Raw genomic sequence first — 24,605 nt, forward strand, 5'->3', positions numbered from 1 at the left:
GTTTTTCAATCTGTCCCCTTTTCCAGAAAACGGAAAAGGGGACAGATTGAAAAACTAACCTGACCCCCTTATTTCATCGGATGTGGTAGCCCGCGACGCGCCAGGTGCCATCCTTGTCGAGCATGGGCGTGACGGTTTCCAGGCTCGGGCGTTCGCCGAACTGCGTGTCGAACAGGATCACGACGTACTCACCGGGCGGCGCCTTGGGCAGGCCGTTGGCGTAGCGCATCTGGCGAAGCTTGCGTCCGCGCAGTTCACCTAGCGGGCCGCGCACCGCCGCAAGAGCCTTCTCCCAGTCGTCGCGCTTGATCGCCGCACGGAATGTCGCCGAGCCTTCATCCCAGCTCAGGCCATAGCTGCCGGCGTCGACGAGGGCGAGCCAGGCGAGCGCGGCCCTCTGCGCGGGAATCGTGCTGACCTCTTCGGCGGGGGCCGCGGGTTCGGGCGGCTGCACGGAGAGCCCGGGCTGCGTGGCGGGCGAGCCTTGCGTGGCTGCCGTGCCCGGCGTGGCGGGAGCGGGAGGCACGGGAGGCGCAGCGGGCGCGGATGGCTCCTGCGCCGAGGCGATGCCTGCCGCGATCGTGATCGCGAAGAACGCTGAAGTCAGTTTCCGCAGGTACATGGCGTCATCCCTTCTTTTGCTTGCGACCCGTCGCGACGGCGGGAATTCCTCGCCGGGCGAGCGCATCGCGCAACAGATACTCCACCTGCCCGTTCACGCTGCGAAGCTCGGCCTGCGCGAGGCGCTCCAGCTCGGCCCAGAGCTCCGGGTCGATTCGCAGCAGGAACGCCTTGCGATCGGCCATCGTGGCGCTTTATTGGTACAGCGTTCCGGTGTTCACGATCGGCTGGGCATCGCGATCCGAACAGAGCACCACCATCAGGTTCGAGACCATCGCGGCGCGGCGCTCGTCGTCGAGCTCCACCACCTTGCGCTCCGAGAGGCTCTTCAGCGCCATCTCGACCATCGTCACCGCGCCCGTCACGATCTTCGCGCGCGCCGAGATCACCGCCTCGGCCTGCTGGCGGCGCAGCATCGCGCCGGCGATTTCCGCCGCATACGCGAGGTGCGTGAGCTTGGCTTCCTGGACCTGCACGCCCGCCTGCTGGACACGCGCCTGGAGCTCGTCGCGCAACGCATCGGCGACGACGTCCGCGCCGCCGCGCAGCGTGACTTCATTCGCGTCGGTGTGCTCGCCCTCGTCGTAGTTGTATCCCGTGGCGATATGGCGGAGCGCCGATTCGCTCTGCACCTTCACGAAGTGTTCGTAGTCGTCCACATCAAAGAGGGCCTGCGCCGTGTCCTCGACGCGCCACACGACCACGGCGGCGATCTCCACCGGATTGCCGCGCTTGTCGTTCACCTTGAGCGTGTCGATGTTGTGGTTGCGGATGCGCGCGCTGATCCTCTTGCGGCCGTTCCACGCCAGCGTCCAGTGCAGGCCCGGCTTGCGCTCGGTGCCGAGGTAGGAACCGAAACGCGTGAGCACGGACGCTTCATTGGGCTGGAGCATGAAGAAGCCGCAGGCGACGAACACGATCGCAATCCCATCGAGGATGGCGAGCGGGATCGCGCGCGAAATGAGCAGGAACACGAGGAGGGCGATGAGCCCGAGGAGCACCAGCACCATGAAGATGCCGTTCATCGTGATGGCGGGTTTCTCGATGCTGCCTTCCTTGCGATACGCGGACATGGCGTCCTCCGGGGGCGCAGGGAGAGTCCCTGCTATTGATGTGATATCACTTTGCTACCAGATGGCTGCCCCTGTCAAGGCCCCGGACCGCGCCGACCCGGACGAAAGGCGCGCCCCCGGCCGTTTGCCTCCGGCTCGTGTAAAAAATCAGCTTTCCGTCCTAAGCACTTGTAGGTACACGCAAAATCCCGAAAAGGGGTAGGATTTGGGGCATGAAGACCGCCCTGCGTTCGTTCGTCCTCGGTTTGGCCCTTGTCGCGGGCTTGGATGCCGCTGCCACGGTCAGCGTCCTGCCGGGCAGCTCCCCGCAGACGATCAACAACGGCGACTACTTCGCGCCGCTCCGTGTCCGCGTGACCGACGCCTCGGGCCAGCCCGTCCCGGACGCGATCGTCTACTGGACCCTGCCCTACCGGTCCTGGGCGATCCTCGCGCACGAAAGCCACGCGAACTGCACCACCCAGGATGGCGTGGGCGATAACTGCGCCGTCTATTCCGGCGTCGATGGAACGGCCGAGCTCAACACCAGCTACGCGGTGTATGCGGGCACTCACACGATTCGCGTGTTCGCCCGCACGTTCGACCAGACGTCGGAGCTGGGCTTCACCGAAATCAATCTCACCGTCACTCCGCACACGCCGCCCGCGGCAACCCTGCGCGAGTTCGGGCAATCGAACCGCACCGGCATTCGTGGCCGGGTGCTCGAGCGTCCGTTCGGCGTGACGATGCTCAACCTGGATGGCACGCCGCGCGTGGGCGCCGCCGTCACCTTCTCGCGCGGTGACATCTTCCCCGCGGGCGCTGCCGGCCTGTTCGCCGGCGAGCCGACCGCGACCGCGATCACCGACGACGCGGGCTACGCGGAGTCGCCCGAGTTCCGCATCACTTCCGGCATCGGCCTGGGGCGCATCGTGGCCCGTGCGCTCGACACGACCTCGAGCGTCGTGCTCGAGGTGAACTTCTATTTCACGAGCACGATGCCCGATGGCTCGACGTCGGTTTCGGTCGAGGATCTCTGGTGGGCGGGCCCCGATGAAAGCGGCTGGGGCCTGAGCATCGCGCAGCGCGGCGAGCAGCTCTTCTCGGTGGTCTTCGCGTACGACGCGGCCGGGAAACCGACCTGGTACGCACTCGACCAGGGCCAGTACGCCTCCGATGCGCTCTACGAAAAATTCAACGCGCGCGCCTATTCGCCCACCGGCTCGCCCTACTTCAGCTACGACGCGAGCCGGTTCGTCCCCGGCCCGCCCGGCGCGGTCACGCAGCTCCAGTTCTACGACGAGAACGAAGCCACGTTGCGCATGACGTTCGGCGACCGCGTGGTCTCGAAGTCGATCCGCCGCTTCGATTTCAGCGGCACCAGCGGCTTCCCGCCGTTCGCCAACATCACCGGGACCTACTGGGGCGGCGCGTCGCAAAACGGCTGGGCCGTGGCGATCTCCGAGAAGAACAACGCGCTCTTCGCGGTCTGGTACACATACGACGCGAGCGGCAATCGCACGTGGTTCTCGATGACCGGGGGCCAGTGGATCAACCAGTCCACCTACCTGGGCACGATCTACCAGACGAGCGGACCGCAGTGGCCGGGCTATGACAGCTCGCTGCTCGTGGCGAAGGCCGTCGGCTCGTTCGCGCTCACCTTCGGCAGCAGCAACGCCGTGATCTTCGACTGGATCATCGGCGAGCGTTCGGCGCGCCACACCCTGCAGCGCTACGTCCCGTAGCGCCGGCTACCAGCCGTTGAAGCGCTCCCAGGTCGCGGCGACCGCCGTGGACCCGTTCACCACCTGGTAGGCGCCATGCTGCGCGCCCGTCGCGCACGCGTGGTTCGGGAGTACGCGCACCATCTTCCCGACGGGAAAATCCTCGAGCTTCGCCGGCAATCCCCCGCGACGCGCGATCACGCCGTGCTCCTGGTTCGCGTCGATCACGACGAGATCCCCGAGCGCGCGGCCATCGACGTCGCAGACCAGCCCGTAGCCCTGGTCCACCGCCTGCTTGGCCGTGCCGCGATCGCGCGAGAGCGCCATCCAGCCCGCATCGGTGATGATCCAGCCCTTCTGCGCCTGGTGGCCGATCACGGACGCGAGCACCGACATCGCGATCTCGTCCGTGCGGCACACGCCCAGGCCCGCCATCACGAGGTCGTGGAAGACGTAGACGCCGGCGCGCACTTCGGTGAGGCCGGCGAACGTTTCCCCGAACATCGCGGTGGGCGTGGAACCCACGCTCGCCACCGGTGCTGCGTGGCCCGCAGCGCGCAGCCGGCCGCTCGAGTGCACGATGCCTTCGCGCTCGGTCTTCGCCCACCCGCGGATCTCGTCGGTGGACTTCGAGATGTAGGAGTTCCCGCAGTGCGTCATCACGCCGCCGAGCTGCGAGCCGAGGATCGCGCCGATGTCCGTGAGCTCGGGCGCATCCGGCTTCACGCCGGCGCGATGGTCATCGGTGTCGATCTCGATGAGCGCGGGAATGGCAAGTGATTCGGCGCTGCAGAACTCCTTGAACGCCTTCGCGGCCTGCACGCCGTCGAGGACGACCGAGAGCGTGCACCCGGCTCGCTTCAGGGCCGCGGCGCGAGCGAACTTGTTGGGCGCGATACCCACGGCGTAGAGGATGTCCTTGAAGCCGTGCGAGAAGAAGAACTCGGCCTCCTTGAGCGTGGAAACGGTGATCGGCCCGGTACCGCCTCCGTGCGCCATGCGCACGACCTCCAGCGATTTCGCCGTCTTCACGTGCGGGCGCAGCGAGACACCCATCGATTGCAGGCGCGTGCGCAGGTGATCGCAGTTCGCCTTCACCTTCTGCGCGTCGAGGATGAGCGCAGGCGTATCGAGATCGGTCAGCATGTCGGCAATCAGTCTCCAGCCTTGATCTTGTTGTCGCGCACGACCTTCGCCCAGCGCTCGATCTCCGCGCGCAGGAACTTGTCGAGGTCCGCCGGACCGCCGCCCACGATGTCCATGCCCTGCGCCGTGAGCTTCTCGGCGACCGCGGGCGTCTTGAGCGCCTTCGTGAGCTCGTCATACATGCGCTTCACGATCGGCGCAGGAGTGCCCGCGGGCGCGATGACGCCCCACCAGGCGAGCGCGGAGAACCCCGGCACGCCCTGCTCCGCGACCGTCGCGACGCCCGGCATCTGCGGCGTGGCATTCATCGAGGTCACGGCGAGCGCCTTCAGCTTGCCCGCCTTCACGTGCGGATTGACGAGGAACACCGTGCCCACCGCGAGCGGCACCTGGCCGCCGACCGCGTCGATCATCAGCGGCCCGCCGCCCTTGTAGGGCACGTGCGTGAATTCGACTTTCGCCTGGTTGCCGATCTGCGCGAGCGCGAGGTGGCCGAGGCTGCCGGTACCGATGGAGCCGTAGGCCACGCTGCCCGGCTTGGCCTTCGCGGCGGCGAGCACGTCGCGGAAATCCTTGAAGGGCTGCGCCGGGTGCGCGACCACCGCCATCGCCGAGGTGCCGACGAGCATCACCGGCGCGAGATCCTTCAGCGTGTCGAACGGCAGGCCCGGGATCAGCGAGGGGTTCACGCCGTGAGTGTCGAAGACCACGCCGAACGTGTAGCCGTCGGGCGGCGCCTGCGCGATGGCGGCCGCGCCGATCGAACCCGAGGCGCCCCCCTTGTTCTCGACGATGAAGGGCTGGCCGAGCTGGGTCTGCAGTTGCGCGGCGAAAATGCGCGCGACCTGGTCGACCGAGCCGCCGGGGGGGAATACCGAGATGATTTTGACGGGCTTCGCCGGCCAATCCTGGGCCGGGGCGATCGGGGAAAGCGACAGCAAGCAGGCTGCGAGGCCCGCGGCAAGAGTCTGGTTCATTGGTTCCTCCTGCCGCGATCCTACCGAACTTCAGTGCGTCGTCGCGAACGACTGCCCTCCGCCGTAGCTTGCGAGCGTCTCGAGCGTGCCGCCCTTCTTCACCTTCACCGCGCAGTACTTGAGCTCCGCGATCTTGCCGAACGGATCGAGCGCAGGGTTGGTGAGGCGGTTGGCCGCCGCCTCGTAGTAGGCGAACGGGATGAACACGGTCTGCCGCGGGATGCCGTCGTCGGCGCGGGCGGCGAGCGCGATCTCGCCGCGGCGCGAGGCCACGGTGATCGTGTCGCCGGGGCGCGCACCGAGCGCATCGAGATCCAGCGGATGGAGCGAGGCCACCGCGCGCGGCTCGATCGCATCGAGCACCGAGGCACGGCGCGTCATCGAGCCCGTGTGCCAATGCTCGAGCTGGCGGCCGGTGATCAGCACGAACGGATACTCGCCGTCGGGCCGCTCGTTGGCCGGAATGATGTCGGCCGGCACGAACTTCGCGCGCCCGTCCTTGGTCGGGAAGTCTTCGGTGAACACGACCGACTGCCCCGGATCGTGCTCGGTACGGCAGGGATAGGTGACGCTCGATTGCTCCTCGAGGCGTTCCCACGTGATGCCGCCGATGGAGTTCATCGCGAGGCGCATCTCGTCGTACACCTGCGCAACACCACTCTCGGGACCGGTGTACGTCCAGCCGCAGCCCAACCGGTTCGCGAGCTGCTGGATGATCCAGAGGTCCTGGCGCGCATCGCCGGGCATGTCGAGCGCGCGGCGGCCCATCTGCACCATGCGGTCGGTGTTGGTGACCGAACCCGTCTTCTCGGGCCACGCCGAAGCGGGCAGCACGATGTCGGCGAGGTACGCGGTCTCCGTGAGGAAGATGTCCTGCACGACAAGGCAATCGAGCGCGGCCAGGCCTTCGCGCGCGTGGTGCGCGTTCGGGTCCGACATCGCGGGGTTCTCGCCCATCACGTACATGCCCTTGATGCGCCCGTCGCACGCGGCGTCCATGATCTCGACGACGGTGAGGCCGGGCTTGGGATCGAGCTTGCGGTTCCAGAACTTCTCGAAGCGCGAGAGCGCTTCCGGATTGTCCACGCGCTGGTAGTCCGGGAACATCATCGGGATCAGGCCCGCGTCGGAGGCACCCTGCACGTTGTTCTGGCCGCGCAGCGGATGCAGGCCGGAACCCGGCTTGCCGATCTGGCCGGTCATCAGCGTGAGCGCGATCAGGCAGCGCGCGTTGTCGGTGCCGTGCACGTGCTGCGAGATGCCCATGCCCCAGAGGATCATCGATCCCTTGGAGGTTGCGTAGGCGCGCGCGACTTCGCGGATCGTCTCCGCGGGAATGCCGCAGATCGGCGCCATCGTCTCGGGGCTGAAACCCTTCGAGTTTTCCTTGAGCGCCTGGAAGTTGCTGGTGCGCGTGCGGATGAACTCCTGGTCGCAGAGGTTCTCCTCGAGGATCGTGTAGATCATCGCGTTGAGAAGAGCGACGTCGGTGTCGGCCTTGAACTGCAGCGTGCGCCAGGCGTGGCGCGCGATGTCATTGCGGCGCGGATCGGCGACGATGAGCTTCGCGCCGTTGCGCGCGGCGTTCTTGATCCACGTAGCGGCCACCGGGTGGTTCGCGGTGGGGTTCGAGCCGATGAGGAAGATCACCTCGGCGAACTCGACGTCGGAGACCTGGTTCGACACGGCGCCCGAGCCCACGCCTTCGAGGAGCGCGGCCACGGACGAGGCATGACAAAGACGCGTGCAGTGGTCGACGTTGTTCGTGCCGAAGCCCGTGCGCACGAGCTTCTGGAACAAGTACGCCTCTTCGTTGGAGCCCTTCGCGCTGCCGAATCCGGCGAGCGCGTTGGGTCCCATCGTGTCGCGGACTTTCCCCAGGCCCTTCGCGGCGAGGTCGAGCGCTTCCTCCCACGTGGCTTCGCGGAAGATCTCGCTCCACTTGTCCGGATCGACGGTGAACTCGGCGTGCTTGGGCGCATCGGCCTTGCGGATGAGCGGCTTCGTGAGGCGGTGCGGGTGCTTCACGTAGTCGAAGCCGTAGCGGCCCTTCACGCACAGGCGCTCGTGGTTCGCGGGACCGTCGCGGCCGTCCACGCGCACGATCTCGTTGTCCTTCACGTGGTACGTGAGCTGGCAGCCCACGCCGCAATACGGGCAGACCGAATCCACGGTCTTGTCGGCCTTGATGGCGTACGCGTTCTTCGCCGGCGCGAGCGCGCCCGTGGGGCAGGCCTGCACGCATTCGCCGCAGGCGACGCACGTGGAGTTGCCCATCGGATCGTCGAAGTCGAAGACGATCTTGGATTCGGCGCCGCGGAAGGCGTAGCCGATCACGTCGTTGTTCTGTTCCTCGCGGCAGGCGCGCACGCAGCGCGTGCACTGGATGCAGGCATCGAGGTTCACCCACATCGCCGGATGCGAGGCATCGGGCGCGGGTTGGTGGCGCGCTTCGAAGCGCGAGCCCTTCACGCCAAGCTTGTCCGACCAGATCGCGAGTTCGTTCGCACCGGGCTTGAGATCGACGCCCGGGGCATCCGATTGCAGGAGCTCGAGCACGAGCTTCTGCGAATGCTCTGCGCGCGGGGAAACGGAGGAAACGTCCATGCCCTTCGCGGGCTGGCGGCAGCACGAGGGAGCCAGCACGCGCTCGCCCTTGATCTCGACCACGCAGGCGCGGCAATTGCCGTCGGGCCGGTAGCCTTCCTTGTAGCAAAGGTGTGGGATGTCGACGCCGTGGCGCTTGGCGGACTGGATGATCGTCTCGCCCTCGAAGGCGGAGATCGTCTCGCCGTTGAGCGTGAAGTCGATGGTTGCCGCGCCGACCAGGTCGTTCAGTTTCACTGATTACCCCTTAGAGCAAATCGTCCGCAGATAAACGCGGATAAACGCAGATGAAATTCAAGTTCTGCAATGAAGCACCTCGACATGCCGACTAGTCCTTATCCGCGTTTATCCGCGTTTATCTGCGGACAATGTTCTCGTCTCTTCAAACTTCGTGAGCAAAGTGTTTCGCGACGCAACGAATGGGGTTGGGTGCAGCCTGTCCCAAACCGCAGATGGAAGCATCCACCATCACCTGTGACAGCTCCTCGAGCAACGCGTTGTCCCACTTGGGCGCTTCCATGAGGTGCGCTGCCTTCGACGTGCCCACACGGCAGGGCGTGCACTGGCCGCAGGACTCGTGCTCGAAGAAGCGCATCAGGTTCACCGCGGCATCTCGCGCCTTGTCCTTCTTCGAGAGGATCACGACGGCGGCAGAGCCGATGAAGCAACCGTGGGGCTGGAGCGTATCGAAATCGAGCGGGATGTCGCCCATCGATTCGGGGAGGATTCCGCCCGAGGCGCCGCCCGGCAGGTACGCGTAGAACTCATGGCCATCGAGCATACCGCCGCAGAACTCGGCGATGAGCTCCTTCACCGTGATGCCCGCGGGCGCGAGATGCACGCCGGGCTTCTTCACGCGGCCCGAGACGGAGAACGAGCGCAGGCCCTTGCGGCCATTGCGGCCGTGGGACGCGAACCAGCCCGCGCCCTTCTCGAGGATCTCGCGCACCCAGTGCAGCGTCTCCATGTTGTGTTCGAGCGTCGGCCGGCCGAAGAGGCCAACCTGCGCGACGTACGGCGGGCGAAGCCGCGGCATGCCGCGCTTGCCTTCGATCGATTCGATCATCGCGGACTCTTCACCGCAGATGTAGGCGCCGGCGCCGCGGCGCAGATAAATCGCGGGGAGTTTGGCGGGCGGGTTGGCCTTCAGCAGTTCGAGCTCGCGCTCGAGCGTCTCGCGACAGGCGTGGTATTCGTCGCGCAGGTAGATGTAGACCGCGTCGATGCCCACGGCCCAGGCGGCGATGAGCATGCCTTCGAGGAAGCGATGCGGGTCGTGCTCGAGGTAGTAGCGATCCTTGAACGTGCCGGGCTCGCCCTCGTCGATGTTGATCGCCATCAGGCGCGGAGCCGGCGCGTCGCGCACGATGCGCCACTTGCGGCCCGTGGGAAAGCCCGCGCCGCCCAGGCCGCGCAGGCCGGAATCCTCCATCGTCTTCATCACCGACTCGAGCTCGCGCTTGCCCGAGAGGCAATCGAGCCACAGCTGGTATCCGCCGGCCTCGCGATACGCCTCGTAGCCGATGTGGCGGGTCTGCGGCGCGTAGCTCTGCTTCTCCTTCACCGCGAGCGCGATCGATTCCGCGGTCGCGTTGCCGAACGCGTTCTTGCCGACGCACACCGCCGGCGCCTGCTCGCAGCGGCCGATGCAGGGTGCTGCGATCACGCGGACATCCTTGCCGAGGATCTTCGGCAGGCGTTCGAGGAGATCACCGGCACCGGCCATCGAACACGAAAGGGTTTCGCACACGCGCACCGTGAGCGCAGCGGGTGCGGCCTCGCCCTCCTTCACCACATCGAAGTGGTGATAGAAGGTCGCGACCTCATAGACCTCGGCCATCGCGATCTTCATCGCCTCGGCGAGGGCGGCCATGTGCGCAGCCGACAGGTGGCCGAACTTGTCCTGGATGCGATGCAGGTTCTCGATGAGGTATTCGCGATCGCGGGGCGCATCGGCGAGGACCTGGAGCACCTCTTCGCGCGCGACAGGATCGACCGTGCGGCCCTTCGGGGTGGGGCGGGCGCGGCGGATCTTGCCGACCGGAATGACAACCGTGTTCATGGGCGCGGAATGCTCAGGAAATCAGGCCTCAAGGTTACCGAATGGCTCCCGGCGAAGCAGTTGACGCCCGTCAAGGGCTTACTGTCGGGACATGGGAGGGTGCAGGGGGTTCCCGGACCCCTTTCCCTTCCGGACGTTGTAGATTGCCCCCAACGGTACCCAAGCGCCACGCATGAGCCTCCTCGACGGAACGATCGCCACCCTGAAGCGCCATGCGCCGTTCGACCGCATGCAGCAGGACGACCTCGCGTTCCTTGCGTCGCACCTCGCCGTGACGTACTACCCGGCCGGGACCCGAATCCTCGACCCGACTTCCGGCAATCCTTCGCATATGCACATCATCAAGCAGGGTGCCGTGACGATCGGCCGTCACGACGAACGGCGCTCCGACGTGGTGCTGCACGCCGGCGAGTGCTTCCCGATGGGTGCGCTCCTGGCGCGCCGGCCGGTGAGCGCGAGCTACGAGGCCTCGCACGATACGTTCTGCTTCCTGCTCGGCGAGGCCGATTTCCGCGCGCTCATGGAACGCAGCGCCGTGTTCAACAAGTTCTGCACGCGGCGGATCGCGCTCTTCCTCGAGCAGGCCCTCTCGGCGCTGAAAAGCGACGCCACGCTTTCCACCGACCCGCGCCAGCCGCTCGACCGGCGGCTAGCCCAGGTGGTCTCCGGAAAACCCGTCACGTGCCCCCGCGGCACGACGCTGCGCGCGGCGCTCGCGCGCATGCACGACGACGGCATCGGCTCCATCCTCGTGACCAACGACGACGGCTCGCTCGCGGGAATCTTCACCTTGAAGGACCTGCTCGCGCGGGTGGCGCTGGCCGACAACGACCTCGAGCAGCCGATCGACACGGTGATGACGCCCGATCCGATCTCGCTTCCCGGAGACGCGTTCGCCTACGAAGCCGCGCTCGAGATGTCCGAACACAACATCCATCACGTGGTGGTGAAGGACGGGGAGACGATCGCGGGCCTCGTCTCCGAGCGCGACCTCTTCGCGCTGCAGCGCATCGGCCTGCGCCAGGTTGGCGCGGCGATCTCGCAGGCGACGACGATCGAAGCGCTCGTGCCGCTCTCGCACGAGATTCGCGACACGACGCAGGAGCTGATCGCCCAGGGCGTGGAGTTCGAGAACCTCGCGCGGATCGTCGCGTCGCTCCACGATCGCCTCACGCGCCGCGTGATCGAGATCAGCCTTGCGGTCGATGGCGTTTCGCCGCGCACCTTCTGCTGGCTCTCGCTCGGCAGCGAGGGCCGCCGCGAGCGCACGCTCGCTTCCGACCAGGACAACGCGATCGTGTTTCCCGACGGGACCGATCCGAAGGCGATGCGCGAACTGTTGCTGCCGGCCGCCGACCGCATCAACCACGGGCTCGACGCCGTGGGCTTCCCGCTGTGCACGGGTTTCATCATGGGTTCGAACCCGCGCTGGTGCCTTTCCGAATCCGAGTGGCGCGAGGAGTTTTCCCGCTGGATCGCCGGTGGCGACCCGAAGGCGATCCTGCAAGCGAACATCTTCTTCGACTTCCGTCCGCTGCACGGAGAGTTCACGCCGGCTCGCAGGCTGCGCGAATGGCTCGTGGCCAGCGTGCCGGGCAACTCGCGCTTCCTGCGCCTCATGGCGGAGAACGCGCTGGCGAACCGCCCGCCGCTGGGCCTCGTTCGCGATTTCGAGCTCTCCGACGATCCGCGCCATCCGCAGACCATCGACCTGAAGATGCGCGGCGCGATGATCTTCACGGACGCCGCGCGCATCTATGCGCTTGCACAGGGTGTCGAGGCCACCAACACCGCCGAGCGAATCCGCGAGGTCACCGAGCGCGGCGGACTGCCGAAGCAGGACTCCGAAGCGTGGCTGCGCGCGGTGCACGTGCTGCAACTTTTCCGATTGCGCCACCAGCACGCGCTCATCGCGCGCGGCGAGCCACCCGACAATCACCTTCGTCCCGATCGCTTGAACGAGATCGACCGGCGCCTCCTCAAGGAATGCCTGCGCGCCGCGCGCACGCTGCAGCAACGCATCGCCCTCGACTACGACCTGTGAGCACGCCGCGATTCTGGGAGGCCGCCTGGCAACGCATCGGCCGCTGGATCCCGACCTTGCATGCGCCTGGCAACGCGGCCCTTGCCGACGTGCGCTTCGTCGTGGTCGATACCGAGACGAGCGGGTTCAACACGCGCAGCGACCGCCTGCTGTCGATCGGGGCCTGCGCGGTGAAGGGCGGGCGCATCGACCTCGCGGAGACGTTCTATCGCGAGCTCAGGCAGGAGCAGCCGAGCGACGACGCGAACATCCTCGTGCATGGCATCGGGCGCGCGGCCCAGCTCTCGGGTGAAGTGCGCGCCGACGCCCTGCGCGCGTTCCTCGATTTCGCGAGCGGCGATCCGCTCGTGGCCTTCAACGCGAAGTTCGACCAGGCGTTTCTCGCGCGTTCGATGCGCCAGGACCTCGGAGAACGCTTCGCCGCCGAGTGGTTCGACCTCGCCACGCTGCCGCGCGGGCTCTATCCCGATGCCGCCCGCTCGCGGCGCACGCTCGATGACTGGCTGGCCCACTTCGGGATCGACTCGCTCGAACGCCATCACGCGCTGGGCGACGCGTTCGTGACGGCGGAGCTGCTGCTGGTGGTGCTGGCGAAAGCGCGCGCCGAAGGGTTCGCCGATCTCGGCGGCCTGCGGCGCGCGGCGCGACTCGGAGTCTCTACAGCACCGACTTGAGCAGCTTGCCCATCTCCGCGGGGTTGCGCGTGACCTTCATGCCGCACGCTTCCATCACGGCGAGCTTTTCCTGCGCCGTGCCCTTGCCGCCCGAGATGATCGCGCCCGCATGGCCCATGCGCTTGCCGGGAGGTGCCGTCACGCCGGCGATGAAGCCCACGACGGGTTTCTTCATGTTCGCCTTGATCCAGTGCGCCGCGGCTTCCTCGTCGGTGCCGCCGATCTCGCCGATCATGATCACGGCGTCCGTCTCCGGATCGTCGTTGAACATCTTCAGGATGTCGATGTGCTTGAGTCCGTTCACCGGGTCGCCGCCGATGCCGACCGCGGACGACTGCCCGAGGCCCAGCGCCGTGAGCTGGCCGACCGCTTCGTAGGTGAGCGTGCCCGAGCGCGACACCACGCCGATGCGGCCCTTCTTGTGGATGTGGCCGGGCATGATGCCGATCTTGATTTCGTCGGGCGTGATCGTGCCGGGGCAGTTGGGCCCGAGCAGGATGGTCTTCTTGCCCTGCATCTTGTAGCGGGTCTTCACCATGTCGCGCACCGGGATGCCTTCGGTGATGCAGATCACGAGGTCGAGATCCGCATCGACGGCTTCGTCGATCGCCGCGGCGGCATACGGCGGCGGCACGTAGATCACCGAGACCGTCGCACCGGTGGCGGACTTCGCGTCCTTCACCGAGTTGTAGATCGGGATCCCTTCGAAGTCCTGGCCGCCCTTGCCGGGCGTGACGCCCGCGACGAAGCAGTTCTTGCCGTTGGCATACTCGCGGCACATCTTCGTGTGGAACTGGCCGGTCTTGCCGGTGATGCCCTGCGTGATGACCTTGGTGTTCTTGTTGATGAGGATCGACATTATTTTTGTCCCTTCGCTGCAGCCACCACCTTCTCGGCCGCATCGCCCATGTTCGAGGCGGAAATGATCGGCAGGCCCGAGTCGGCGAGGATCTTCTTGCCGAGGTCCACGTTCGTCCCTTCGAGGCGGACGACGAGGGGCACGTTGAGCGAGACCTGGCGCGCGGCGGTGACGACACCGGTCGCGATCGTGTCGCACTTCATGATGCCGCCGAAGATGTTCACGAGGATCGCCTTCAGCCCCGGGTTCTTCAGCATGATCTTGAAGGCCTCGGTGACCTTCTCGGCCGTGGCGCCACCGCCCACGTCGAGGAAGTTCGCCGGGCTGCCGCCGTAGAGCTTGATCGTGTCCATCGTCGCCATCGCGAGGCCCGCGCCGTTGACCAGGCAGCCGATGTTGCCGTCGAGCGAGATGTACGAGAGGTCGAACTTCGAGGCTTCGACTTCGGCCGGGTCCTCTTCATCGAGGTCGCGCATCGCGACGATGTCCGGATGGCGATAGAGCGCGTTGGAATCGAAGTTGAGCTTCGAATCGAGCGCGATCACCTTGCCGTCGCCCGTGATGATCAGGGGATTGATCTCGGCGAGCGAGCAGTCGGTTTCGTCGAAGACCTTGTAGAGCTTCTGCAGGAAGTCGCGCGCCTGCGGCACGAGTGCCGCGGGAACGCCGATCTTGCGCGCGACGTCGTCGGCATCCGAGTCTTCGAGGCCCTTGCCCGGATCGATCGACACCTTGTGGATCTTCTCGGGCGTGTGCTCGGCGACGTGCTCGATGTCCATGCCGCCCTCGGAGCTCGCCATGAGGGTCACGCGCTGCGTGGCGCGATCGACCACCATGCCGATGTAGAGCTCCTTCTTGATGTCCGCGCCCTCTTCGATGAGGAGGCGCCGCACGAGACGGCCCGCGGGGCCGGTCTGGTGGGTGACGAGCGTCATGCCGAGGATCTGCCCGGCGAGCGTCCTCACCTCCTCGAGCGAGCGCGCGAGCTTCACGCCGCCGCCCTTGCCGCGGCCGCCCGCGTGGATCTGTGCCTTCACGACCCAGACGGGGCCGCCGAGTTTCTTCGCCGCTTCCACGGCCTCGTCGACCGTGAATGCCGGAAAGCCGCGCGGCGTGACGATTCCGAACTTCCGGAAGATTTCCTTGCCCTGGTATTCGTGGATGTTCACGACTCGTTTCCCTTCTGTGCCTGTCGGTTGTCCGGTGCGGGCGGGGATTGATCCGTTCCCCGATACCACTCCGGGTAGTACTGCGCCACGAGCGGCTTGGTTGCATCGAGCGCGTGGCAGCGATCGATCGGATAGGGCTTCTGCGCCGGATCGCGCTTCAACTGGCCCGCCATCGTCTGGAAGGCCGCGGTCGCGAGCGTCCCGGCAAGCTCCGTGAGATGCGTGCAGCCGCGCACGCCGCCCAGCAATTCCTTGAGCCTCTGGTGATAGCCGGGGCGGATCGCCAGTCCTATCAGGCGGCGATATTCCGGCGTGATCCCGTCGCATACATTGATCCAGGGCATGGCGTCGGTGGACGCCGCCGCGTCAACGATGGTCAGCGTGTGGTCGACGGTCAGCCGCAGCCACATCGAGTGGATGGGCTCGCCGGCCGGGCGCAGGCCCGAGGTCAGCTTGAAGTCCGCGTCCTTGGTGTCGGTGAGGTGGCCTTCGATGTCGAACAGGCCATCGTCCCGCTTCCAGCCGCGGATCTCGATCGAGCGACGGTGAAGCGGGGTCCGGGGGGTCGTCGGCTCCGGAAGCGGCATCGATCAGCCGTTGGCCTTGCGCGCCTCGCGGATCGCCGCGGCGAATTCCATACCCGTCTGGTAGCGCTGCTCGAGGTCCTTCGCGAGCGCCTTGTCGATGATCACGACCATCCAGGGCTTCAACGCCGAGTTGATCTCGAGGATGTTCGGGTGCGGCGTGTTGGCGATCGCGAACATCAGCTGCGTCATCGACTCGCCGTTGAACGGCAATTGGCCGCAGAGCATCTGGAAGAGCGTGACGCCGAGCGAGAAGATGTCCGAGCGTCCGTCGATGCGCTTGCCCGCGAGCTGCTCGGGCGACATATAGGACGGCGTGCCCAGCACCATGCCGGTCTTGGTCTTCGACGAATCCGTGATGCGCGCGATGCCGAAGTCGGTGACCTTCGCGACGTCGCTGTCGGGCTCGTACATGATGTTCGCGGGCTTGATGTCGCGATGCACGACACCGAGCGTGTGCGCGTACCCGAGCGCATCGGCCACGCGCTCGACGATCGAGAGCACCTTGTCGGGCGGCAGCAGGTTCGGGTTCTTCGTGAACTGGACGAGGTCCTTGCCCTTCAGGAACTCCATCGCGATGTAGCACAGGTCGTGCTCTTCGCCCGCGTCGTAGATCGTGACGATGCTCGGGTGCGTGAGCCGGCCCGCGGTCTCCGCCTCGCGGAAGAAGCGCTCCTTGGCTTCCGTGAGCTCGTCGGCTTCGAATTCCGCGGACAGGGCCATCGTCTTGATCGCGACGACGCGGCCGATCTTCGGATCCTTGCCGCCGTACACGACGCCCATCGCGCCCTTGCCGAGCTCCTTCTCGATTTGATAGCGGCCGAGCATCGGCTTTTCCGCCGCTCCACCGGCCATCACCATCGTGGCATTGGTGCGCGCGCCCGAGGAACCGCCGAGGATGATCGTCTCGCTCATCGCCTTGTTGCGGCCGGCGCGTTCGGCGACGTCCTTGAACTTCGGGTCCTTCGCGGCGATGAAGCCGAACACCGACTCGGCCTTGTTGAACTGGCGGCGGCGTTCGAAATCGAGCGCCAGCGAGTAGAGGTTCTCGGCAAGCTGCTCGTCGTAAGGACACTTGCGGAACTTGTCGAAGGCCATGTCGAGCTGGCCCTGCTGCTGGAACGCGAGGCCCAGCATGCGGTTCGATTCCGCGCCCTCGGTGTCGGCCTTCTCCTTGCCCGCTTCCGTCACGAGGTAGCGCTTGGTCGTGAGCAGCGCGTGTCCGACGATCAGGAGCGTCGCGGGAAGCATGAGCTGGATCCACAGGCCCGCGCTCGTCATGAGTCCGAGATGCGTACCGAACAGGGCGGCCAGCAGCACGAGCGTCACGATGGCACCCATGCCCGCACCGAGGCGCGGCAACAGCAGGATGAGGTAGAGCGCGATCAGGAGGTAGGCACCGAGCGTGGCCATGCCGCCCCACGTGGGCGCGACGAAGAAGTGCTCCTGCATGATCGACGACACCGAGTGCGCCAGCGTCGTGACCGGGTTCATCTGCGGCGAGATCGGCGTCACCTGCGCGGCACCGACGCCGGCGGCCGTGGCACCGATCAACACGATCTTGTCGGTGTACTTGCTCGTCGGGATCTTGCCGGAGTAGACGTCGAAGAACGAATCGATCGGGAAGGCGGGACGGCCGTCGCGATCCTTGTAGAAGTACGTGTACATCTGCGATGCGTCGTCCGTGCGGATCACCTTGCCGCCGACGGAGACGCTTTCGCCGACGTTCGCCTTCACGTCCTTGGGGCCGAGGTTGAGGCTCTTCGCGGCGATCATGAGGGCGAGCGACGGATATTGCTGGCCGTAGAAATCGATCACCAGAGGCTCGAAGCGCACTGCGCCGTCTTCGTCGAGGTTGGAGTTGAGGTGGCCGATGCCGGCGGCCGCGACGCCGAGCTGCTCGATCGGCAGCAGGGGATCGACGCCATACAGGAACTGCCCACCGCCCGACTGCGTCGTGCCGCCGATCGTGTTCTTCGCGACGTACTCGGCCGTCGGCTTGTCGGGCTTGCCCGGCGGCGGAGTGCCCGAGAGGCCCTGGAACGCGAGCGGAACGATCACGTTGCCGGCCTTCTTCATGCTGTCGGCAAGGCGCAGGTCGCTGTTGAGCGCGGTCGAGGCTTCGTGGAGGATCTTGCCGATCTCGGCGACATCGGGCGGCGCGGTCGACGGTTGCGCGGCGGGCGTGGCGGCCGCGAACGCGGAAACGCCGGGCGCTTCCTGCGGCGCGGCCGAAGGCCAGGCCTTGTTGTAGACGTCGAGCATCCGCTCGACATACACGAGGCCCGCGTCCTTCTGCGGCTCGGACAGGATGATCGTGTTGCCGATGACCTTCGCCTTCGAGGCCGCCAGCTGGTCGATCAGCTTGGCCTGCACTTCGCGCGACCACGGCCAGCGGCCGATGTTGCGGATCGACGGCTCGTCGATCGCGATCACGGCGATCTTGTCGCTGGGGATCTTTGAAGTCATCCGCACGCCAAGGTCGTAGGCCCAGCGTTCGACGCCGGGGATGAACCCCGAGGCCTTCGCGAACACGAGCATGGCAATAGCGATGACCAGACCGAGGAACCAGTCGGCCTTCCAGAACGCGGTCTTCATGAACTCTCCCCCGGAGACATGCGACTTTCGGCGAGCCCGAATCTTACTCTGACCCCCGATTCTACCGAAGGTCGCCGCCGAGTCGCCTGCCGCCTAGGGAAAAGCCGGAACCGTCGGCTCCTGGCCGCGATCCATCGCCTCCGGGTGCGTGCGCTGGATGATCGCGCGCACGTCCTCGTAACGGGTCGAGGGCACGTCGAGCATCAGCAGGACCTTGCCGTCCTGGATCTCGGATTCGAACCCCTTGAGGCGGGAATTGGGCACCTGCATGCCCACCATGCTCGACACCCATGCGCCAAGGAAAGCGCCGACCACAGCGGTGATCAAGACCGTCACCAGCTGCAGCGTGCCGCCCTGCGGCGGGAAGTACACGAGGAAGAGCCCGAAGAAAATTCCCATCAGCCCGCCGAGGACCAGGCCCACGAACGCGCCGTGGACGGTGTCGGTCTTGTGCAGGTAGGAGGCTTCGTGGAGCTCGCCGAGATCGGTGCCGCGGCGCGCGAGGAAGTGCATGTGGCGGTCCTCGATGCGCGCGAGCAGGAGGTCGTCGGCCAGCTTCTTCGCGCTCGTGGTGTCGGGAAGCGTGACGTACATCCTGAGTCTCATGTCCTTTCCTCCGAACGGATTCAAGGACCAACCAGCCTACTCCCAACTATTGGTCAGCGCGAGAGGGCTTCCCGGAGGCCTTCCACGCGCTTGCGATTCACGTCGAAATCGCGCACGCCCAGCCGCGCGCCCGAACGCACGTGGATCGCGCCGCCCGCGGGATCGGGCGTGAACTCGGTGTCGTCCACGAACCCCATCGTCTTCGAGGAAAACTCGACGTGCAGGTAGTCGGGGCGGCTCGTGACCACCGTCGCGCCGGGCATGGCGCGCACCACGGATTCGAGTTTCGCCCACACGGCCGGTGCGGCACCGGCCACTCGCAACGGTGCGATGAAATGCTTGTCGCCGGAAGCGGCCTGCGACGACACCCAGTTCGGGCGCCAGTCGCCGTTGCGCAGCTTGCCTTCACGAAGCCCGAGGTTGTCCGGCCGGCTTCCCGAGAAGAGTCCCATCTGCGCTCCCACGATTGCGACCACGGCCAGTGTAGCGCCGAGCGCGGCGAGCACGACCAGGACACGCCGGACCCAGCGCATCGATGTCCTACGGAACGAGAATCGTGGAGCCGGTGGTCTTGCGCGCCTCGATATCGCGATGCGCCTGCGCGGCATCCTTCAGCGCGTATTGCTGGCGCGGCTCGACCTTGATGCGGCCGGCGATCACGTGCTCGAAGAGTTCCTTGGCGCCGTTGACCAATTCCTCGCGCTTTGCGGTGAAGCTCGCGAGCGTGGGACGCACGACGGACAGCGATCCCTTCGCCGCGAGGATGCCGAGGTTCACGCCGTCGACCGGACCGGACGCATTGCCGAAGCTCACCATCAGGCCGCGGACCTGCAGGCAATCGAGGGACTTCACCCACGTGTCCTTGCCGATCGAGTCGTACACGATCGGCACTTTCTTGCCGCCGGTGATTTCCATCACGCGCGCGTGGAAATCCTCGGTCGTGTAGTTGATCGTGTGCGTGCAGCCGTGCTCCTTCGCGAGCTTGGCTTTTTCTTCCGAGCTCACGGTGCCGATCACGTTGATCCCGAGCGCTTTCGCCCACTGGCATGCGATGAGACCGATGCCGCCCGCGGCCGCGTGCACGAGCACGGTGTCGCCGCTCTTCGGTACCAGCAGCAGGCTGCGCAGCAGGTAACGAACAGTGAGGCCCTGCAGCATCATGCTGGCACCCTGCTCGAAGCTGATCGCGTCCGGAAGCTTCACCAGGCGGTCGGCCGGATGGATCTTCTTTTCCGAGTAGCTGCCGATCGGTCCGTTGGCGTAAGCGACACGGTCGCCCACCTTGAACTCGGTGACTCCTACGCCGACAGCTTCGACGACGGCCGAGCCTTCCATGCCGACGCCCGACGGCAGCGGCATCGCGTAGAGCCCGGAGCGGTGATAGGTGTCGAGATAATTGAGGCCCGCGGCCTTCTGGTCGAGGCGGACTTCGCCCGGGCCGGGATCGCCGATGGCGACCTCTTCCCATTGCAGCACTTCGGGTCCACCGGTCTTGTGAAAGCGGATTGCGTGGGGCATGGAACCTCCGGGATTCAGGTTCCCAGAATGGTACCTGCTCCCACGCCTGCCGCCTTCGCCCATTCGGCGGCGGAGACCTTCTTGCCTTCTTCCGGCTTCACCTTGCTGATTTCGACCTGGCCGCCCTGCGCGGTGATGCGGATCGAGTCCGCGCCCACCTCGGTGACCTCGCCGATCTTGCCCTTCACCGCGCCGAACGTGCGCACGAGGTGCTTCTTCGAGCCGAAGAGCTGCAGCTTCTTGCCGGCGATCGTGGTCCACGCGCCGGGTGCGGGATCGGCACCACGGATCGTGTTGTGGATGTAGTCCACGTGGTTGTTCCAGTTGATCTTCGCTTCGTTCGCGCGGAACCAGCCTTCGTAGGACGCGGCGTTCTCGTCCTGCACGACTTCCTTGTGCTTGCCCGCGACGACGAGGTCCGCGGCTTCGAGCATCGCCGCGACACCCATCGGGAAGAGGCGATCGAAGTACACGGTGCCCAGCGTGTCGTTCTCGGAGATCGGCGTTTCCTTCTGCAGGATCACCGCGCCTTCGTCGAGGCCGTCGGTGGGACGGAAGATCGTGAGGCCGGTCTTCGTCTCGCCCTTGGTGATGGGCCAGTTGATCGACGACGGGCCGCGATACTTCGGCAGCAGCGAAGGGTGGTACTGGATCGTGCCGTGCTTGGGGATGCTCACGAATTCCTGCGGCGCGAACTGGAGCACGAACGCCATGATGCCGATGTCGGCGTTGGCGTCCTTCATGGCCTGCACGGCCTCCGGACCCTTGAGGTTCGGGAACTGGTAGAGCTTGAGGCCCTTCTCCTGCGCGGCCGTGCGCATCGGGTCGGCTTTGGCGCCTTCCTTCTCGGGCGCGCAGAAGACGGCCGCGACAGTGTCGCCACGGGCGACGAGAGCTTCAAGGACTGCTTTGCCGAAATCCTGCTGACCGATGAGTGCGACGCGCATGGGGAGGCCTGTGAGTTATGCGGGGGTTAAGTCTTTGGAACCGCCGATGAACGCCGATTCACCGCCGATTGCCGCCGATATGAAGAAGCGGAGGAGGTTGCAGCGAGTCATGGCTCACATCCCGCCGGTTCACTCGAAGATCCACACCCATTCATCTGCGGCAATCGGCGGTGAATCGGCGTTCATCGGCGGTTCCAACGCCTTTTGTGTACTGAACTCGTTACGCAGCTTTCTTGGGAGGCGCGGAGAAAGCGCCAGCGCCCTTCAGCGAAGCGATCTTCGCGTCGTCGTAGCCGAGGACGTTCTTGAGGACATCGTCGGTGTGCTCGCCCAGCAGCGGGCTGCGCTCGATCTTCGCGGGCGAGGCCGACAGCTTGATCGGCATGCCCACGTTGAACCACTTGCCGCGCTGCGGGTGGTCGAGCTCGACCCACATGTCGCGGCCCTTCACGTGCTCGTCGGTCGCAAGATCCGTCGTGGACATGATCGGACCGCACGGCACGTCGATGGGGTTGAGGATCGCCATCAGCTCGCGCTTCGTGTACTTCTCGGCGAACTTGTTGAGCAGCGTCCACACGAGCGACTGGTTCTTGCGGCGCTCGGCGATGGTCGCGACACGCGGATCGGTCGCGAGGTCGGGAACGCCGACATCCGGTCCGATGCGCGCGGCGAGATCCGCCCAGACGGCTTCCTGCACGACGACGTACAGCCAGTCGTTGGCGCCGTGCGGCTTGCAATGGATGGCGTTGCCGAGCTGGCCACCGCCGGAATCGTTGCCGGCGCGCGGCACGTCACCCATGTTCTGGTACGTGGGCACCGAGAACTCGGCGAGTGACTGGCGCGTGAGACGCTGGTGATCGCGGAACTTCACGCGGCAAAGGTTCATCACGCCGTCCATCATCGCCACTTCCACGTACTGGCCCTGGCCGGTGCGATTGGCCTGGTGGAGTGCGGCGAGGAGACCGATGGCCAGGTGCAGGCCCGTGCCCGAATCGCCGATCTGCGCGCCGGTCACGAAGGGTGGTCCATCAGGCACCCCCGTAGTGCTCATGGCCCCGCCCATGGCCTGCGCGACGTTTTCGTACGCCTTGAAATCCGAGTACGGGCCCGACGAACCGAAGCCCTTGATCGAACCCACGACGATCTTCGGGTTGATCTCGTGGATCTTTTCCCACGTGAAGCCGAGGCGCTCGAGCACGCCCGGGCCGAAGTTCTCCATCATGATGTCGCACGTCTTCAGCAGATCCACGAAGACCAGCTTGCCCTCGTTGCTCTTCATGTTCACGGTGATCGACCGCTTGTTGCAGTTCAACATCGTGAAGTAGAGCGAGTCGGCATTGGGCACGTCGCGCAGCTGGCCGCGCGTGGCATCGCCCTGCGGGGGCTCGAACTTGATGACATCCGCGCCCATCCACGCGAGCAGCTGCGAGCACGTCGGCCCGGCCTGCACGTGGGTCATGTCGAGGATGCGAACTCCTTTGAGAGCTTCCATGGTCTTTGTCCTTGAGGCGTGGTTTCTAGTTATTTCTTTTTCGCGGCGTTCGGGTTCAGGCTCGTGATGCGGCCGCTTTCGGTGCCGGCGGTTTCATCGATCACGGCGTTGATGAGCGTGGGCTTGCGCGACTTGATCGCTTCCTCCATTGCCTTGCGCAGCTCGTCGGGAGTCGTGGCATGCACGCCGACGCCACCGAAGGCCTCGATGATCTTGTCGTAGCGGGCACCCTTCACGAACACCGTAGGCGCGGGGTCGCGGCCCGTCGGATCGACGTCCGTGCCCTTGTACACGCCGTTGTTGTTCATGATGACGATGCACACCGGCATGTTGTAGCGGCAGATCGTCTCGACTTCCATGCCCGAGAAGCCGAAGGCGCTGTCGCCCTCGATCGCGATCACCGGGTGCTTCGTCGCGGCGGCCGCGGCCACGCAGTAGCCCATGCCCACGCCCATGATTCCCCAGGTGCCCACGTCGATGCGCTTCCTGGGCTTGTACATGTCCACGATCGAGCGCGTGAAGTCGAGCGCGTTCGCGCCTTCGTTCACCAGCATCGCGTCGGGGTTCGCCTTGATGATGTCGCGCACGACGTTGAGCGCGCTGTGGAAGTTCATCGGCGAGGGATTCTTGGCGAGCGTCTCGGCCATCTTCGCGATGTTGCCGTTCTTCTTCGCGGCGACGGCGTCGGTCCACTCCTTCGGCGGCTTCGCCCAGCCCGCATCGACGGCCTTCTGCAGCTGCGCGACGCACGAGGCGATGTCGCCGACCAGCGGGGCGTCGATCTTCACGTTGCTGTCGGCTTCCTGCGGCGAGATGTCGATCTGGATGAACTTCTGCTTGCCCCACGACTTGTGGCCGTTGCCGCCCCAGGTCTTGCCCTTGCCGTGCGAAAGCAGCCAGTTCAGGCGCGCGCCGATGAGCAGCACGACGTCGGCTTCCGGCAGCACGAAGGAACGCGCGGCGGATGCGCACTGCTCGTGCGTATCGGGCAGCAGGCCCTTGGCCATCGACATCGGCAGGTACGGGATGCCCGTCGATTCGACGAGCTTGCGGATTTCCGCGTCGCACTGCGCGTAGGCGGCACCCTTGCCGAGGAGGATCAGCGGCTTCTTCGCGCCCTTGAGGAGATCGAGCGCGCGCTTGACCGCATCAGCGCCGGGAATCTGTGCCGGCGCGGGATCGACGACCTTGATCAGCGTGGCGCGGCCGGCCGTGGCTTCCATCGTCTGCGCGAACAACTTCGCCGGCAGGTCGAGGTACACGCCGCCCGGGCGGCCGGAGACCGCGGCGCGGATCGCGCGCGCGATGCCCACGCCGATGTCCTCGGCATGCAGGACGCGGTAGGCAGCCTTGGAGACGGGCTTCGCGATCGCGAGCTGGTCCATCTCCTCGTAGTCGCCCTGCTGGAGATCGACGATCTCACGCTCCGACGAGCCGGAGATGAGGATCATCGGGAAGCAATTGGTCGTCGCGTGGGCGAGCGAATTGAGGCCGTTCAGGAAGCCGGGCGCGGAAACCGTGAGGCAGATGCCCGGCGTCTGGGTGATGAAGCCGTGGATGGACGCCGCATAGCCCGCGTTCTGCTCATGGCGGAACGACAGCATGCGCAGGCCCTCGGCCTGGAGCATGCGCGTGAGATCCGTGATCGGGATGCCGGGCAGCCCGTAGATCGTGTCGATGCCGTTGAGCTTGAGCGCCTCGATGAGCAGGTGGAAACCGTCGATCGTTTCCTGGGGCTGAGCATTGACGCCGCTGCTTGCGGGCGAGGCGGCGGGTGCCGGCGTGATGCCGGGTTGAGTGACGGTGGCCATGATGGGATTTCTCCTGAACTGAATTCTGCGGCGCTATGGGCCGATGCGAGGTGAAACGGCACTTCCGGGAGCAGCTACAATGTTAAGAAGTGCCCCGACGCTACAGCCTTGATT

Annotated in this window: 20 protein-coding genes; 3 read left to right on the top strand and 17 right to left on the bottom strand. The window is 66.0% G+C overall.

All coding sequences use genetic code 11. The annotated features are described in order from the left end of the window. Positions 1-73: 73 nt before the first annotated feature. Genes DSM104440_RS15345 through DSM104440_RS15355 form a run of 3 tightly spaced genes read right to left on the bottom strand, consistent with a single transcriptional unit; the run spans position 74 to position 1,694 of the window. Positions 74-622, bottom strand: a complete 549-nt coding sequence (locus tag DSM104440_RS15345) for a DUF4019 domain-containing protein (protein ID WP_171164144.1) — start codon at positions 620-622, stop codon at positions 74-76. 4 nt (positions 623-626) lie between these two features. Further along, on the bottom strand, positions 627-806 hold the full coding sequence (locus DSM104440_RS15350) for a type II toxin-antitoxin system antitoxin (RefSeq protein WP_171164146.1): 180 nt from the start codon (positions 804-806) through the stop codon (positions 627-629). Positions 807-815: 9 nt separating this feature from the next. Beyond that, on the bottom strand, positions 816-1,694 hold the full coding sequence (locus tag DSM104440_RS15355) for an SPFH domain-containing protein (protein ID WP_171164148.1): 879 nt from the start codon (positions 1,692-1,694) through the stop codon (positions 816-818). Positions 1,695-1,906: 212 nt separating this feature from the next. Here DSM104440_RS15355 and DSM104440_RS15360 point away from each other — a divergent pair, with 212 nt between their 5' ends. After that, complete coding sequence (locus DSM104440_RS15360) at positions 1,907-3,418, top strand: hypothetical protein (RefSeq protein WP_171164150.1); 1,512 nt, start codon at positions 1,907-1,909, stop codon at positions 3,416-3,418. 6 nt (positions 3,419-3,424) lie between these two features. Here the strand turns inward: DSM104440_RS15360 and DSM104440_RS15365 are convergent, their stop codons facing one another. The 4 genes from DSM104440_RS15365 to DSM104440_RS15380 all read right to left on the bottom strand — a co-directional run bounded on the left by DSM104440_RS15365 (position 3,425) and on the right by DSM104440_RS15380 (position 10,189). Next, positions 3,425-4,543: an alanine racemase gene (locus DSM104440_RS15365; RefSeq protein ID WP_171164152.1), complete on the bottom strand. Its 1,119-nt coding sequence runs from the start codon at positions 4,541-4,543 to the stop codon at positions 3,425-3,427. A gap of 8 nt (positions 4,544-4,551) precedes the next feature. Further along, positions 4,552-5,520: a tripartite tricarboxylate transporter substrate binding protein gene (locus DSM104440_RS15370; RefSeq protein ID WP_171164154.1), complete on the bottom strand. Its 969-nt coding sequence runs from the start codon at positions 5,518-5,520 to the stop codon at positions 4,552-4,554. A gap of 30 nt (positions 5,521-5,550) precedes the next feature. Further along, entirely contained in the window at positions 5,551-8,364 is a 2,814-nt protein-coding gene (gene fdhF, locus DSM104440_RS15375; protein WP_171164156.1) for a formate dehydrogenase subunit alpha, read from the bottom strand. Positions 8,365-8,509: 145 nt separating this feature from the next. After that, positions 8,510-10,189, bottom strand: coding sequence for an NAD(P)H-dependent oxidoreductase subunit E (locus tag DSM104440_RS15380; RefSeq protein ID WP_171164158.1), 1,680 nt, complete (start codon positions 10,187-10,189; stop codon positions 8,510-8,512). A gap of 172 nt (positions 10,190-10,361) precedes the next feature. Here DSM104440_RS15380 and DSM104440_RS15385 point away from each other — a divergent pair, with 172 nt between their 5' ends. Together DSM104440_RS15385 and DSM104440_RS15390 are read left to right on the top strand one after the other, a co-directional pair. Beyond that, positions 10,362-12,233, top strand: a complete 1,872-nt coding sequence (locus tag DSM104440_RS15385) for a putative nucleotidyltransferase substrate binding domain-containing protein (RefSeq protein ID WP_171164160.1) — start codon at positions 10,362-10,364, stop codon at positions 12,231-12,233. Next, complete coding sequence (locus DSM104440_RS15390; protein ID WP_171164162.1) at positions 12,230-12,907, top strand: 3'-5' exonuclease; 678 nt, start codon at positions 12,230-12,232, stop codon at positions 12,905-12,907. Before DSM104440_RS15385 ends, DSM104440_RS15390 begins: the two co-directional genes overlap by 4 nt. Here DSM104440_RS15390 and sucD read toward each other — a convergent pair. The 10 genes from sucD to oxc form a co-directional block, all read right to left on the bottom strand. Then, positions 12,891-13,766, bottom strand: coding sequence for a succinate--CoA ligase subunit alpha (gene sucD / locus DSM104440_RS15395; protein ID WP_171164164.1), 876 nt, complete (start codon positions 13,764-13,766; stop codon positions 12,891-12,893). The genes DSM104440_RS15390 and sucD overlap by 17 nt on opposite strands. Then, positions 13,766-14,935, bottom strand: a complete 1,170-nt coding sequence (sucC, locus tag DSM104440_RS15400) for an ADP-forming succinate--CoA ligase subunit beta (protein WP_171164166.1) — start codon at positions 14,933-14,935, stop codon at positions 13,766-13,768. Before sucC ends, sucD begins: the two co-directional genes overlap by 1 nt. Then, positions 14,932-15,522: a DUF2889 domain-containing protein gene (locus DSM104440_RS15405; RefSeq protein ID WP_171164168.1), complete on the bottom strand. Its 591-nt coding sequence runs from the start codon at positions 15,520-15,522 to the stop codon at positions 14,932-14,934. Before DSM104440_RS15405 ends, sucC begins: the two co-directional genes overlap by 4 nt. A gap of 3 nt (positions 15,523-15,525) precedes the next feature. Beyond that, a complete protein-coding gene (locus DSM104440_RS15410) occupies positions 15,526-18,117 on the bottom strand; it encodes a CHASE2 domain-containing serine/threonine-protein kinase (protein WP_171164170.1) in 2,592 nt (863 codons plus the stop codon). Positions 18,118-18,210: 93 nt separating this feature from the next. Further along, entirely contained in the window at positions 18,211-18,723 is a 513-nt protein-coding gene (locus tag DSM104440_RS15415) for a DUF1269 domain-containing protein (RefSeq protein WP_171164172.1), read from the bottom strand. Positions 18,724-18,776: 53 nt separating this feature from the next. Continuing rightward, on the bottom strand, positions 18,777-19,256 hold the full coding sequence (locus DSM104440_RS15420; protein WP_171164174.1) for a DUF1499 domain-containing protein: 480 nt from the start codon (positions 19,254-19,256) through the stop codon (positions 18,777-18,779). Positions 19,257-19,263: 7 nt separating this feature from the next. After that, positions 19,264-20,241 carry a quinone oxidoreductase family protein gene (locus tag DSM104440_RS15425; protein ID WP_171164176.1) on the bottom strand — a complete coding sequence of 326 codons (978 nt, stop codon included), beginning with the start codon at positions 20,239-20,241 and terminating at the stop codon, positions 19,264-19,266. A 14-nt stretch (positions 20,242-20,255) separates the two neighbouring features. Continuing rightward, positions 20,256-21,188: a methionyl-tRNA formyltransferase gene (locus tag DSM104440_RS15430; protein WP_171164178.1), complete on the bottom strand. Its 933-nt coding sequence runs from the start codon at positions 21,186-21,188 to the stop codon at positions 20,256-20,258. Positions 21,189-21,408: 220 nt separating this feature from the next. Further along, on the bottom strand, positions 21,409-22,680 hold the full coding sequence (frc, locus tag DSM104440_RS15435) for a formyl-CoA transferase (protein ID WP_171164180.1): 1,272 nt from the start codon (positions 22,678-22,680) through the stop codon (positions 21,409-21,411). A gap of 29 nt (positions 22,681-22,709) precedes the next feature. Continuing rightward, entirely contained in the window at positions 22,710-24,491 is a 1,782-nt protein-coding gene (gene oxc / locus DSM104440_RS15440; RefSeq protein WP_171164183.1) for an oxalyl-CoA decarboxylase, read from the bottom strand. Positions 24,492-24,605 lie beyond the last annotated feature (114 nt).

It is taken from the genome of Usitatibacter palustris (genome assembly GCF_013003985.1).
In the GTDB taxonomy this organism is placed as follows: domain Bacteria; phylum Pseudomonadota; class Gammaproteobacteria; order Burkholderiales; family Usitatibacteraceae; genus Usitatibacter; species Usitatibacter palustris.

Bases quoted from the DNA above. Each gene is read 5' to 3' on its own strand.
- DSM104440_RS15345 (WP_171164144.1), bottom strand. From the start codon at position 622: ATGTACCTGCGGAAACTGACTTCAGCGTTCTTCGCGATCACGATCGCG.
- DSM104440_RS15350 (WP_171164146.1), bottom strand. From the start codon at position 806: ATGGCCGATCGCAAGGCGTTCCTGCTGCGAATCGACCCGGAGCTCTGG.
- DSM104440_RS15355 (WP_171164148.1), bottom strand. From the start codon at position 1,694: ATGTCCGCGTATCGCAAGGAAGGCAGCATCGAGAAACCCGCCATCACG.
- DSM104440_RS15360 (WP_171164150.1), top strand. From the start codon at position 1,907: ATGAAGACCGCCCTGCGTTCGTTCGTCCTCGGTTTGGCCCTTGTCGCG.
- DSM104440_RS15365 (WP_171164152.1), bottom strand. From the start codon at position 4,543: ATGCTGACCGATCTCGATACGCCTGCGCTCATCCTCGACGCGCAGAAG.
- DSM104440_RS15370 (WP_171164154.1), bottom strand. From the start codon at position 5,520: ATGAACCAGACTCTTGCCGCGGGCCTCGCAGCCTGCTTGCTGTCGCTT.
- DSM104440_RS15380 (WP_171164158.1), bottom strand. From the start codon at position 10,189: ATGAACACGGTTGTCATTCCGGTCGGCAAGATCCGCCGCGCCCGCCCC.
- DSM104440_RS15385 (WP_171164160.1), top strand. From the start codon at position 10,362: ATGAGCCTCCTCGACGGAACGATCGCCACCCTGAAGCGCCATGCGCCG.
- sucD (WP_171164164.1), bottom strand. From the start codon at position 13,766: ATGTCGATCCTCATCAACAAGAACACCAAGGTCATCACGCAGGGCATC.
- DSM104440_RS15405 (WP_171164168.1), bottom strand. From the start codon at position 15,522: ATGCCGCTTCCGGAGCCGACGACCCCCCGGACCCCGCTTCACCGTCGC.
- DSM104440_RS15410 (WP_171164170.1), bottom strand. From the start codon at position 18,117: ATGAAGACCGCGTTCTGGAAGGCCGACTGGTTCCTCGGTCTGGTCATC.
- DSM104440_RS15415 (WP_171164172.1), bottom strand. From the start codon at position 18,723: ATGAGACTCAGGATGTACGTCACGCTTCCCGACACCACGAGCGCGAAG.
- DSM104440_RS15420 (WP_171164174.1), bottom strand. From the start codon at position 19,256: ATGCGCTGGGTCCGGCGTGTCCTGGTCGTGCTCGCCGCGCTCGGCGCT.
- DSM104440_RS15425 (WP_171164176.1), bottom strand. From the start codon at position 20,241: ATGCCCCACGCAATCCGCTTTCACAAGACCGGTGGACCCGAAGTGCTG.
- DSM104440_RS15430 (WP_171164178.1), bottom strand. From the start codon at position 21,188: ATGCGCGTCGCACTCATCGGTCAGCAGGATTTCGGCAAAGCAGTCCTT.
- frc (WP_171164180.1), bottom strand. From the start codon at position 22,680: ATGGAAGCTCTCAAAGGAGTTCGCATCCTCGACATGACCCACGTGCAG.
- oxc (WP_171164183.1), bottom strand. From the start codon at position 24,491: ATGGCCACCGTCACTCAACCCGGCATCACGCCGGCACCCGCCGCCTCG.